The following is an 11912-nucleotide window of genomic DNA, read 5'->3' on the forward strand; positions in this document are numbered from 1 at the left end:
GCATCTCCTCCGCTATGGGCCCCTGTACAGATGACAGAGGTCGGATCATCGTACCGGGCCGCACCCTGTCGCCCTCCCGCTCCGAGCGGCTACTCCAGCACCGGCAGCAGCTCCGGAAGGTGCCCGTCGGAGACCTCCGCCGCCCGCTGCCGCTCCTCGGAGACCGGCCCGTACAGCGTCGTCCGCGGCTTGGCCGGACGTCCGGCGGCCTCGGCCACGGCGATCAGGTCCCGGACCGACTTGTACGAGCCGTACGACGACCCCGCCATCCGCGAGATCGTCTCCTCCATCAGCGTCCCGCCCAGGTCGTTCGCCCCCGAGCGGAGCATCTCCGCCGCACCCTCCGCACCCAGTTTCACCCAGCTTGTCTGGATGTTCGGGATGTAGGGGTGGAGGAGGAGACGGGCCATCGCCGTCACCGCCCGGTTGTCGCGCATGGTCGGGCCCGGGCGGGAGATGCCGGCCAGGTAGACGGGGGCGTTGGTGTGGATGAAGGGGAGCGTCACGAACTCCGTGAAGCCGCCGGTGCGCTGCTGGATGCCGGCCAGGGTGCGCAGGTGGCCCAGCCAGTGGCGGGGCTGGTCGACGTGGCCGTACATCATCGTGGAGGAGGAGCGGATGCCGAGTTCGTGGGCGGTGGTGATCACCTCGATCCAGGTGGCGGCGGGCAGCTTGCCCTTGGTGAGGATCCAGCGGACCTCGTCGTCGAGGATCTCCGCCGCCGTCCCCGGGATGGTGTCGAGCCCCGCCTCCTTCGCCGCGGTCAGCCACTCCCGGATGGACAGGCCGGTGCGGGTCGCGCCGTTGACGACCTCCATCGGCGAGAAGGCGTGCACATGCATGCCGGGGACGCGTTCCTTCACCGCCTTCGCGATGTCGAAGTACGCCGTGCCGGGCAGGTCCGGGTGGATGCCGCCCTGCATGCAGACCTCGACCGCGCCGACGTCCCAGGCCTGCTGGGCGCGGTCGGCGACCTGGTCGAGGGAGAGGGTGTAGGCGTCGGCGTCCGTGCGGCGCTGCGCGAAGGCGCAGAAGCGGCAGCCGGTGTAGCAGACGTTGGTGAAGTTGATGTTGCGGGTGACGATGTAGGTGACGTCGTCGCCGACCGCCGACTTCCGTACGTCGTCGGCGATCCGGGTCAGCGCGTCGAGGGCCGGGCCGTCGGCGTGGAAGAGGGCGAGGGCCTCGGCGTCCGTCAGCTTCGTGGGGTCGTCGGCGGCGGTCGCCAGGGCCGCGCGCACGTCCGTGTCGATGCGCTCCGGCGCCATCCCGGGGGCGGCGGCCTCCCGCAGCGCGCCCCAGTCGCCGTACACCTCGTCGAAGTCGTCGCGGCGGTCGGTCGTACGGCCCTCGGTGTCGATGGCGGTGTGCAGATCGGTACGGCCGCTCGCGACGAAGACCTCCTCCGGCTCCTGCCACGGATGCCCCTCCACGACCGCGTCCGCGACCGCCAGGCCCGTCTCCGGGTCGGCGAGCGCGGCCACGTGCGGGCGCAGCCGGGGGTCCAGCCAGGGCTCGCCGCGGCGGACGAACTCCGGGTACACACAGAGACGTTCCCGCAGCTCGAAGCCTGCCGCGGCCGACCTCTGGGTGAGTTCCTCGATCTGCGGCCAGGGGCGCTCGGGATTCACGTGGTCGATGGTGAGCGGGGAGACCCCGCCCCAGTCGTCGATGCCGGCCGCGATCAGCCGCTCGTACTCGCTGTCGACGAGGTTGGGCGGCGCCTGGATGTTGCCGGCCGGCCCCATGACCAGCCGCGCCACGGCCACCGCCGCGACCAGTTCGTCCAGCTCGGCGTCCGGCATACCGCGCATCGCCGTGTCGGGCTTGGCGCGGAAGTTCTGGATGATCAGTTCCTGGATGCCGTGGTACGACCGGGCCACGCGCCGCAGCGCGAAAAGCGACTCGGCCCGCTCCTCGTACGTCTCGCCGATGCCGATCAGGATGCCGGAGGTGAAGGGCACGGACGACCGGCCCGCGTCCTCGAGCACCCGCAGCCGGACGGCGGGTTCCTTGTCCGGGGAGCCGTGGTGCGGGCCGCCGGGCTCGGACCAGAGGCGGGTGGCGGTCGTCTCCAGCATCATGCCCATGGAGGGCGCGACGGGCTTCAGCCGCTGGAAGTCCGTCCAGGACATCACACCCGGGTTGAGGTGCGGCAGCAGCCCCGTCTCCTCCAGGATGCGGACGGAGATGGCCCGGACATAGGCGATCGTGTCGTCGTAACCGTGCGCGTCGAGCCACTCGCGCGCCTCCGGCCAGCGGTCCTCCGGCTTGTCGCCGAGGGTGATCAGGGCTTCCTTGCAGCCGAGGGCCGCGCCCTTGCGGGCGACGTCGAGCACCTCGTCCGGCGACATGAACATCCCGTGCCCGGCCCGGCGGAGCTTGCCGGGGACGGTGACGAACGTGCAGTAGTGGCACTTGTCACGGCACAGGCGGGTGAGGGGGATGAAGACGCTCTTCGAGTACGTGATGACACCGGGGCGGCCCGCCTCCGCGAGGCCCGCGTCCCGGACCCGGGCGGCGGAGGCGGCGAGATCGGTCAGCGCCTCGCCGCGCGCCTGGAGCAGGACCGCGGCCTCGGCGACGTCGAGGGCGACGCCGTCCCGGGCGCGTTTGAGGGCGCGACGCATGGAGTTCTCGGTGGGGCCGGTTCCGGGGGTCGCGGAAGTCGTCATTCTTTGAGCATACGTTCGGGTTCGGTGGGGTCGGTGAGGCGGCGGTGCGTGGGTATGTGCCGGTGCGTCGTGGCTGATCGCGCAGTTCCCCGCGCCCCTGAAAGCAAAAGGGGCGCTGCAGCAAGCGCCCCTTCAGGGGCGCGGGGAACTGCGCGAGCAACCCCCACGCACCCGCAGCCGACAACGCACCCACTCAGAGGTACTCCGCATACGCGTCCAACGCCCCCAGTACCTCCGCCTCCCCCGCCGGAGGCAACTGCACCACGACCTCCTCGATGCCCAACTCGGCGTAGTGCGTCAGCTTGCCCGGGGTCGGGAAGACGGCGTACGGGACCACCTGGAGCGCGCCCGCGTCCCGTCCCGCGTCGGCCCAGACCGAGCGGAGCACCGGCAGGGACTCGGTCAGCCCGCGTCCCCCGATCGGCATCCACCCGTCCGCGTACTCGGTGATGTGGGCGAAGAGCTTCGGCCCCGCCGCCCCGCCGACCAGCGTGCGGGGACCGGTGACCGGCCCGCGCGGCTTCTGGACGGGCTTGGGGAAGGCGGAGGAGGCGCGTACGCTCCCGAACTCCCCTTCGTAGGCGGTCGGTTCCTCGGCCCACAGCGCCCGCATGAGGGCCATCCGGTCCCGGCCCAGCTCGCGCCGCGTCCGCCACCGCACCCCGTGGTCCGCGGCCTCCTCCACGTTCCAGCCGAAGCCGACGCCGAGGGTGAAGCGGCCGCCGGAGAGGTGGTCGAGGGTGGCGATCTGCTTGGCGAGGTCGATCGGGTCGTGCTGGGCGACCAGGGTGATGCCGGTGCCGAGGCCGAGATTCTCGGTGACGGCGGCGGCCTGGCCGAGGGCGACGAAGGGGTCGAGGGTACGGCCGTACTCGCGCGGCAGGTCGCCGCCCGCCGGGTACGGGGTGGTCCGCTCGACGGGGATGTGGGTGTGCTCGGGCAGGTACAGGCCGGCGAAACCGCGCGCCTCCAGCTCACGGGCGAGCCGGACGGGGGCGATGGTCTCGTCGGTGAGGAAGATCGTGACGGCGATACGCATGACCCATCTGTACCGGGGGTGGCGTGATATGTCCATACCGACTGGTCGGCATCGCGCGCCCCGTCTTTCACACCGCTATGCACATGACATACGGACGCCTGTGGATTCCCTGTCCTTCCGGGGGAGTTCACGTCCAGAGGGGAGAGTGGGCAGCATGTGTGAGGACACGCACGGCATCGGCAGACGCGCGCTGATCGTGACGGGCGCGGCGGCGGCCCTTACGTTGGGACCCGTGAGCTTCGCAGCGGCGGACGACGGTCAGGACCAGGAAACCCGGACCGTGAGCGGCACCCTGCCGCCCGGTTGCCCGGACTTCGTGTACGTACCAGTCGAAGTACCCGCCGGCGTACGGGAGATCAAGGTCTCCTACACCTACGACAGGCCGAGCGTCCCGGCCGGCACCACGGGCAACGCGCTCGACATCGGCCTCTTCGACCAGCACGGCACCGAACTGGGGGGCAAGGGCTTCCGGGGCTGGTCCGGCGGCGCCCGCACGGAGTTCTTCGTCCGCGCCGACGACGCGACCCCCGGCTACATCCCCGGCCCGGTCCACCCCGGCACCTGGTTCGTCGCCCTCGGCCCCTACACGGTGGCCCCGCAGGGCCTGTCGTACGAGCTGACGATCACCCTCACGTACGGCGAACCCGGCACCCCCGTCCGCCCGGTGTACCCGCCCTCCCGTGCCAAGGGCCGGGGCCGGGACTGGTACCGCGGCGACTGCCACCTACACTCCTGGTACTCCGACGGCCGCCGCACCCCCGCGGAGATCGCGGCCCTCGCCCGTGCCGCCGGCCTGGACTTCATCAACTCCTCCGAGCACAACACCCACTCCTCGCACGCCCACTGGGCGGACCAGGCCGGCGACGACCTGCTGATCATGCTGGGCGAGGAGATCACCACGAGGAACGGCCACGTGGTCGCCCTCGGCACCGACCCCGGGACCTTCGTCGACTGGCGCTACCGGGCCCGGGACAACCGCTTCGGCCACTTCGCCCAGCAGATCCACAAGGCCGGCGGCCTGGTCGTACCCGCGCACCCGCACGCCACGTGTGTGGGCTGCGCCTGGAAGTTCGGTTTCGGTGACGCGGATGCCGTCGAGGTCTGGAACGGGCCGTACACCCCCGACGACGAGGTCGCCCTCGCCGCCTGGGACGCCACGCTCGTCGCCTCGGTACGGAACAACCGGCAGTGGCTGCCCGGCATGGGCAACAGCGACGCCCACCGCGATCCCGACGCCGTCGGCTCACCCCAGACCGTCGTCCTCGCCGACGACCTGAGCCGCGAGGCGATCCAGGCGGGGCTGCGCGCGGGCCGCTCCTACGTCGCCGAGTCGAAGAACGTGACGCTGAGCTTCACGGCGACGGGCGGCCGCGGCGAGCGGGCGGGCATCGGCGAACGCCTGGCCGTCGCCGCCGACACCCCGGTGACCGTCCGCCTGGAGGCCTCCGGCGTCCCCCGCTGCACGGTCCGCTTCGTCACCGACGAGGGCGTCCTGCTCACCAGCGACCCGCTCCCGGTGGCCGGCTCGGGCACGGTCGAATGGCAGACCACCCCCTCCTACGCCGCCTACGTCCGCGCCGAGATCCGCCACGAGACGGCAGCGGGCCCGGTCCCCGGCGCCCTCGCGGCCCTCACCAACCCGATCTTCCTGGGGCGGTGACGCAGCACGCCGATTCCGGGGGTGGTGGTCACCGGCGGCCACGGCAGCGCCCCGTAAGGGGCGCTGGGGGTACCCCCGGCCGAAGGCTGGGGGAGGAACTGCGCGACCAGCCACGACGGCGCCGCAGACGACAGACGGCAGACGGCAGATCGCGGCACTTCCCGCAGAGCCCTCAGCGGCGGCCGTCCCGTCCTCGCTCGCTGCGCCGCAACTCGCGCCGGAGGGCGCGCCGCTGCTTTCCCGGCAGGGTGGCGGCCAGCTCGCCCAGCGGGGCGACGTCGTGGCAGGCGCCGTCCGGGCCGCCCCGGCACCACCACACCGGTGGCCCGGCCGCGTCCGTCGCACCCCCGTACCAGTCGCCGGAGGTCCCCGCGGGACGCGGGTGCATGCCGAGCTTGTGTTCCCCGCAGACCGGCCAGACCTGCCAGAGCAGCTCCGCGACGGTCTCCTGCGCCGCGCCCGCGACCACGGTCAGCACCGTCATCTCGTCGTCCGGCTCCAGCGGGTCGCCCTCCTCGGGGTCGTACGCGTTCACCTGGTTGCCGTGCCAACGGCCGTCGGGCATGGCCACGTAGACCTGCCCCCGGTCGATTCCGCCCGGGGGCAGGGACTGTCGCGGGTCGACCATCAGGATCAGCGCGTCCTGCCCCGGCAGGGTCGCCGTCACGTCGCGGTTGACCACGGCGAGCGCGGCCTCCAGCTTCGGCCACTCCCCGGGCTCGACAGGCCTGGGCTCCGGGAGCTGCGGCCGCTCATGGCCGGGACCGATGCGCGAGTACGAGAAGTAGTTCACGGGCGCATCGTGCCATCCACGACAAAACTCGCGTGCCCCGGCCGCCGCACCTCCCTACGCTTCCGGTCATGGACAGCGCCTGGGCCGAGGGGCTCGTCAACGTCGTGGACGTCGAGGCGACCTGCTGGGCCGGTTCCCCGCCGCCCGGCGAGGTCAGCGAGATCATCGAGGTCGGGCTGACCGTCGTCGACCTGGCGGCCGGTGAGCGTCTGGCCCGGCACCGGATCCTGGTGCGGCCCGCCCGGTCCACGGTGAGCGCGTTCTGCACGGAGCTGACCGGCCTCACGCAATCCGAGGCCGACCGGGGGGTCAGCTTCGCCGAGGCGTGCCGGCTGCTGGCCGCCGAGCACCGCGCGGACACCCGGCCCTGGGCCAGCTGGGGCGACTACGACCGCCACCAGTTCACCCGGCAGTGCCAGGCCACCCGGACGCCGTACCCCTTCAACCGCCGGCACACCAACGCCAAGGCCGCCTTCACCGAGGCGTACGGCCTGCGCAAGCGCCCGGGTATGGCACGGGCCCTGGAGATCGCCGGGCTACCCCTCGAAGGCCGCCACCACCGCGGCGAGGACGACGCCTGGAACATCGCGTCCCTCGTACTTCTCCTCTCCGCGCGCGGCCACTGGCCGGCTCCAGCGGAACACCTCGCCTGACGCCAGATCTTCCTCGGCGTCCGAACGCCAGGTGCGGGTGGCCGATCCGGCTCGGTGGAAGACGTCGCCATAGGCGATCACCCGTTTCCCTCCCGCGCTGATCACGTAGCCGGTGCGTCCTGCCTGTGGCTCCTCATGAGCATGACGTGCTCGTTCGACAAGACGACCGGCAGGTTCACCACGGGAGGTTCCCGGATCGGTCGATGAACTGTCCCGTCGGTCCGTCAGGGCCGATCGTCGCGAGGGTCACGATGGCCTGGGCGCCGTCGGCGATGCTCTGTCCGAGGCCGCCGGTGAAGTCGGTCGCGGTCTGCCCGGGGTCTGCGGCGTTGACCTTCACGTCCTTCAGTTCCTTGGCGTACTGGGTCGTGAGCATGGTGACCGCGGCCTTCGAGGCGGAATAGAGGGGCAGGGCATACTGCGCCTCGATCCGCGCCGGGTCCTGGGTCATGCCGAAGGAGCCCATCCCGCTGGACACGTTGACGATGACGGGGTTCGGCGACTTGCGCAGCAACGGGAGAAAAGCGTGCGTGACGCGTACGAGCCCGACGACGTTCACGTCGAGCACGGCGCTCATGTCGGCCGCGGTGTAGTCCTCGACGGGGCCGACCTTGCCGAGGACGCCGGCATTGTTGACCAGGACGTCGATCGTTCCCTCATGAGCGGCGACATCCGCGGCCGCGGCCTGGACCGAGGCGTCGTCGGTCACGTCGATCTGCACGAACCGGGCGCCGAGCGACCGGGCCGCGGCCCGGCCACGCTCACGGTCGCGGGCACCGAGGAGGACGGTGTGCCCTGCCTCGATGAGGCGACGAGCGGTTTCGAAACCGAGGGACTTGTTGGCGCCGGTGATGAATGTGGTGGTCATGCTGGCTCCTCCTGGCCCGAACAACGCGGTGGTGCGCCGTTCACGCACTCCATGCTGGGTGGCCGGGAGGGTTGGCGGGAGCTACGGCACTTCCTGGTACAGCGCGTACCACCCGGCAGCCTGGTCCACCGGACGAGGCGGAACACGGCCCTTCATCCCTGGGGAGACATCCTCTGGACCCCGATGGCGGCGAGGAGTTCGAGTTTGCTGCGGGCGTCGGTGCCCGGCTGCGGCGTGTACACCACCAGACGGAGGTTCGTGTCCTGGGTGTTGAGGATGTCGGAGTTCATGGTGATCTCGCCGACATCCGGGTGCTGGACGATTTTGTGCGCACTCGTGTGACCGCCCACCGCCCGGCGGCTCCACAACTCGCAGAACCGTGGGCTGAGGTTCAGCCTGGACACCAATGCCGCGAGGTCGGGATCGTCGGGGTACCGGCTCGTCGTCGCGCGCAGGTCGGCGACCAGGGACTCCTCGAACGCCGCCCGTTCAACCGCCGACTGCCGGACCCGGGGAAGTTCACCCAGGAACTGCCAGACCAGGACGTTGCGGTCTCCCACGCCGTGGACCGTGGGATCGCCGAACGTGGCCGCGAACAGCGGATTCCAGTGCAGCAACTGCCAGGTGGCGTCGTAGACCGCCAGCGGGTTGCCGGCGAGCTGGTCCACGATGCGGTACAGGCTCCCTGGGATCATGCGTGGCACCCGGCTCGGATCCGCTGCATGACCGGCCATGCGCAACAGGTGAGCATGCTCGTCGTCGGACAGGTGCAGGGCGCGAGCCAGGGCCGAGCAGACCTGCGCCGAGGGTGTCGCCACCCGTCCCTGCTCCAGCCGGACCACGTACTCGACCGAGATGCCGGCCAGCGTCGCCAGCTCCGCGCGTCGCAGACCGGGGACCCGACGCGGTGAGCCGTGCGCGAAGCCCACCGCCGCAGGGTCCAGCCGGTCCCGCCATGCCCGCAGCGCGGCACCGAGTTGATTCATGCACACCATCCTCCCGCGCCCCCCGCCCCGCTGGGTGGTACGCGCTGTACCACGAAGTCAGGGCTCGGCGGCGAGCCGTGAAGGACACCCAACAACCCATCCCCCTGATCCTGCTGGTGTCGCATTATGCGACGTTGTCCGGGCGGCGGTTGGACCAGGTAGTGGTGAGGACTCCGCCCACCGCTTCCTCGCAGGCTCGGCCTCCTCCAACGGGACTTCGTTCACCCGCCGCCTTCGACTCGCGCGTCTTCGAGAGCCGTCATGATCTCGGCCGAGTTCCTGATCAACACCCGGTGCCGGTAGGCCCGGACCACGGCCGCGGCACCGGCGAAGTCATTGGTCGGGGAAGCTCCTATGGCGGCCGCCAGCTCCGCTTCGAAGCGCTCACGATCGCCCGGGAAGCCGTAGCGGCTGAGCGCGCTGCGCAGGTCGTCCACGGTCCGGATATCCGGGAGGGGCATCGCTCCCCAGCCGTGCTCGGGCTGTGCGCTCATGATCAGCTCCTGAGGGACGGACATCGCTCCAGCTCCCAGTACGGCCCCGGTCACCACGCCTCCGCCCCGGCTCCGCACTCCGCCCACATCACCTTGCCGCCCTTCGACGCGCCCAGCTCACGGAGCACGGACGCGCCCCACCTGTCCGCGCAGGCCCGCACCAGGGGCAGGCCGCGGCCGTGCTCGGCGTCGGGTGGGGGCGGTGGGGCGGGGGCGGTCGAGAAGCCGGGCGGGACGTGCGGGTCCGTGTCCCATACGGTCACGCGGAGGCGGCCGGTGTCGGCCGAGCGGAGCCGCAGGGCGCACGGACCCTTCGTGTGACAGTGCGCGTTGGCCAGGAGCTCCGCCGCCACCAGCTCGGCGGTCGGGGCCAGCTCCGGGAGCCCGTGCGCGGCGAGGACCAGTCTCAGGGTGCCCCGTGCGATACGCGGTGCGCGTGGATCGTGCGGAAGGTGCAGGGTGTACGCCCAGGGCGGGGATACGGTGGCCATGGGAAGTCTCCGGTCGCAGAGGGGAGTTCGACAGGTGCCTGGTGTCTGTGCCGTGGCGTCCCACGGTGCGCTTCCAGGCGTGGCGCCTGAGACGAAGATAGGGGCTTCGCAAAGCAGCTTTGCGGGCATTCGAAGGATCTCGGCCTCATCTCCCTCGTGTGAGTGACAAGCTCGCTGTACGTCCGCTAGGAGGAAGCACTCATGACGCCAAGGCCCGCGCCAACGGCCCGACGCGTCCGGCTCGCCACAGAGCTGCGCAAACTCCGCGAGCGGGCGGGCCTGACCTCCACCGAGGCGGCCCAGATGCTCGGTACCAGCTCGGGTCAACTCAGCAACGTGGAGTCGGCCAGGTTCGGAGTGAGCCCTGACCGCGTCCGGGCCATGGCCAACCTCTACTCGTGCACGAACCAGCCCTACGTCGACGCCCTCGCCGACATGGCCGCGGAGAAGACACGCGGCTGGTGGTGGGAGACGTACCGCGAAGTGCTTCCCTCCGGACTGCTCACCCTCGCCGAACTGGAGCACCACGCGACAGCTGTCCGTACCGCCTTCACCGCTCACATCCCGGGCATGCTCCAGACCGCCGAGCACGCCCGGGAGATCTTCAGCAAGGCGATCCCGGCCCCTACCCCGCCGGAAGTCGAGCACCGCGTCTCACACCGCATCAAACGTCAGGACGTGGTGTTCCGGGAGGACCCGAATCCGTACAGCACCGTCATCCACGAAGCCGCCCTGCACATGCGGGTGGGGGGCCGGAGGGTAGCCCGCGACCAGCTCAAGCACCTGATCAGCATGAGCCTGCGGGATCACATCACCCTGCGGGTGCTTCCCTTCGACGTCGGAGCCTTCCCGGGATCAGGCCAGTCCATCAACTACCTGTGCGGGCCCGTGGCGGAGCTGGACACCGTACAACTCGACCAGTTCCACGGTCCCGTACTGCTCGACGCCGAGGCCCACCTGGAGAAGTACCGACGTCTCCTGGACGTCGTCGAAGCCACCGCCCTCAGCCCTGAGAAGTCCCGCGACCTGATCCACGCCATCATCCAGAACATGTGAGGAGTCGGCATGTCCACACACACCTGGCGGAAGTCGTCCTACTGCCAAGAAGGAGAGGCCTGCGTCCACATATCCACCACGCCCACCCTCGTCCACATAGCCGACGCCGACCCGCCCCGACGTGTCCTCACCGTCGGTGCCAGGGCCTTCGGCGGGCTGCTCGACATGGTGAAGTCGTCCGGCGGACGGTGACCGTGCCAGGCAGCCGCCGGGATGTGACCGAGATACGCGCCAAAGGAGCAACGGGAGTCGACGTTGGGCGCCTCCTCACCCACCATCATCCGATCCCTACGGAGAGCGTGCCGTGCGCCCTGTTCCCACCTGCGTCCTCAGCAGCGGGCAAGCCCCCCAGGTCCAGCATGGACACGCCCTGGACTCGTACGTCCAGATCGGCTCTCTGAGCAAGCCGCTCACCGGAACCGTGCTGGCCCGACTGGCTGCGACGGGGGTGCTTCAGTTGGACGCCCCGTTGGAGGAGTTCCTCCCGGTGCCGCGGGGTACCGGCATCACCTTGAGGCATCTCGCCCAGCACACCTCGGGACTGCCACGGCTGCCCCCGCACCTGAACCGGCGCGACCCTTACGCCGCCTTCGACGATGCCGCCCTGCACGCCGTACTCCACGGACTGGACACCCTCGCCACCACCGCCCCCGGCCGCACCGAGGAGTACTCCAACCTCGGGTACGCCATCCTCGGAGCCGCACTCACCTCCGCCACAGGGATGTCCTACCAGGACCTCCTGAACCACTACGTCCTTGCCCCTCTGGACATCACGGAGGTGACCGGCACTCCTCCGCCGGACAGACGCCTGCACAGCCGCGGGCTGTTCGGCCGCCCACGTCGCCCCTGGACCATGACCGGCGCCATCCTGCCCGCCGGAGGCCTCTGGGCCACCCCGCGGGCCGTCGCCGATCTGGTGGTCGCCCTCCTCGTCGACCGGAAACTGGGAGAGCCCGCCCTGTCCTGGCAGAAATCCGGCACCGTGCTCTGGCACAACGGCGCCACCGGTGACGCCTCCGTTTTCGCCGGCGCCGTGCCGGACGGCAGATGGGTAGTGGTGCACCGGCTCACCGGACAAGCAGACCGCACCGACCAACTGGGCATCGAGGTCCTGCAGCAGACCGCACCCGGCAGCACTGTCGAACTTCAGGACGAGTGAGTCCCACGCGCCGCCGACGGATGCTCAGCGCGGTTCGG

Annotated in this window: 12 protein-coding genes; 5 read left to right on the top strand and 7 right to left on the bottom strand. The window is 70.8% G+C overall.

Going from position 1 to position 11912, the window contains the following annotated elements; translation table 11 throughout:
• Positions 1 to 89 precede the first annotated feature (89 nt).
• Both ACFZDK_RS23480 and ACFZDK_RS23485 read right to left on the bottom strand, forming a co-directional pair.
• On the bottom strand, positions 90 to 2675 hold the full coding sequence (locus ACFZDK_RS23480) for a bifunctional FO biosynthesis protein CofGH (RefSeq protein WP_390975245.1): 2586 nt from the start codon (positions 2673 to 2675) through the stop codon (positions 90 to 92).
• Positions 2676 to 2868: 193 nt separating this feature from the next.
• Positions 2869 to 3714, bottom strand: a complete 846-nt coding sequence (locus ACFZDK_RS23485) for a TIGR03619 family F420-dependent LLM class oxidoreductase (RefSeq protein ID WP_390975246.1) — start codon at positions 3712 to 3714, stop codon at positions 2869 to 2871.
• Positions 3715 to 3868: 154 nt separating this feature from the next.
• Between ACFZDK_RS23485 and ACFZDK_RS23490 the strand changes: the two genes are divergently transcribed.
• Positions 3869 to 5374, top strand: a complete 1506-nt coding sequence (locus tag ACFZDK_RS23490; protein WP_390975248.1) for a CehA/McbA family metallohydrolase — start codon at positions 3869 to 3871, stop codon at positions 5372 to 5374.
• Positions 5375 to 5546: 172 nt separating this feature from the next.
• Here ACFZDK_RS23490 and ACFZDK_RS23495 read toward each other — a convergent pair whose 3' ends face one another.
• Positions 5547 to 6167, bottom strand: a complete 621-nt coding sequence (locus ACFZDK_RS23495; protein WP_390975250.1) for a hypothetical protein — start codon at positions 6165 to 6167, stop codon at positions 5547 to 5549.
• A 68-nt stretch (positions 6168 to 6235) separates the two neighbouring features.
• Here ACFZDK_RS23495 and ACFZDK_RS23500 point away from each other — a divergent pair, with 68 nt between their 5' ends.
• Positions 6236 to 6820 carry an exonuclease domain-containing protein gene (locus ACFZDK_RS23500; protein ID WP_390975251.1) on the top strand — a complete coding sequence of 195 codons (585 nt, stop codon included), beginning with the start codon at positions 6236 to 6238 and terminating at the stop codon, positions 6818 to 6820.
• A 175-nt stretch (positions 6821 to 6995) separates the two neighbouring features.
• On the opposite strand, the gene ACFZDK_RS23505 is transcribed toward ACFZDK_RS23500, so the two are convergent.
• From ACFZDK_RS23505 to ACFZDK_RS23520, 4 genes are all read right to left on the bottom strand, one after another.
• Positions 6996 to 7688 (bottom strand): SDR family NAD(P)-dependent oxidoreductase, encoded by a 693-nt coding sequence (locus ACFZDK_RS23505; RefSeq protein WP_390975253.1) that lies wholly within the window; start codon positions 7686 to 7688, stop codon positions 6996 to 6998.
• A gap of 152 nt (positions 7689 to 7840) precedes the next feature.
• Positions 7841 to 8674, bottom strand: coding sequence for a helix-turn-helix domain-containing protein (locus ACFZDK_RS23510; RefSeq protein WP_390975254.1), 834 nt, complete (start codon positions 8672 to 8674; stop codon positions 7841 to 7843).
• Between the two features lie 221 nt (positions 8675 to 8895).
• The gene (locus ACFZDK_RS23515; protein ID WP_390975255.1) at positions 8896 to 9168 is read right to left on the bottom strand and encodes a hypothetical protein; all 273 of its coding nucleotides are present in this window, start codon (positions 9166 to 9168) and stop codon (positions 8896 to 8898) included.
• A gap of 50 nt (positions 9169 to 9218) precedes the next feature.
• Positions 9219 to 9659: an ATP-binding protein gene (locus ACFZDK_RS23520; protein ID WP_390975256.1), complete on the bottom strand. Its 441-nt coding sequence runs from the start codon at positions 9657 to 9659 to the stop codon at positions 9219 to 9221.
• Positions 9660 to 9860: 201 nt separating this feature from the next.
• Here ACFZDK_RS23520 and ACFZDK_RS23525 point away from each other — a divergent pair, with 201 nt between their 5' ends.
• The 3 genes from ACFZDK_RS23525 (at position 9861) to ACFZDK_RS23535 (ending at position 11874) form a co-directional block, all read left to right on the top strand.
• A complete protein-coding gene (locus tag ACFZDK_RS23525; RefSeq protein WP_390975258.1) occupies positions 9861 to 10715 on the top strand; it encodes a Scr1 family TA system antitoxin-like transcriptional regulator in 855 nt (284 codons plus the stop codon).
• Between the two features lie 9 nt (positions 10716 to 10724).
• On the top strand, positions 10725 to 10907 hold the full coding sequence (locus ACFZDK_RS23530; protein WP_390975259.1) for a DUF397 domain-containing protein: 183 nt from the start codon (positions 10725 to 10727) through the stop codon (positions 10905 to 10907).
• Between the two features lie 112 nt (positions 10908 to 11019).
• Complete coding sequence (locus ACFZDK_RS23535; RefSeq protein ID WP_390975261.1) at positions 11020 to 11874, top strand: serine hydrolase; 855 nt, start codon at positions 11020 to 11022, stop codon at positions 11872 to 11874.
• Positions 11875 to 11912 lie beyond the last annotated feature (38 nt).

The sequence above is a fragment of the Streptomyces sp. NPDC007901 genome (assembly GCF_042959465.1).
Classification (GTDB): domain Bacteria; phylum Actinomycetota; class Actinomycetes; order Streptomycetales; family Streptomycetaceae; genus Streptomyces.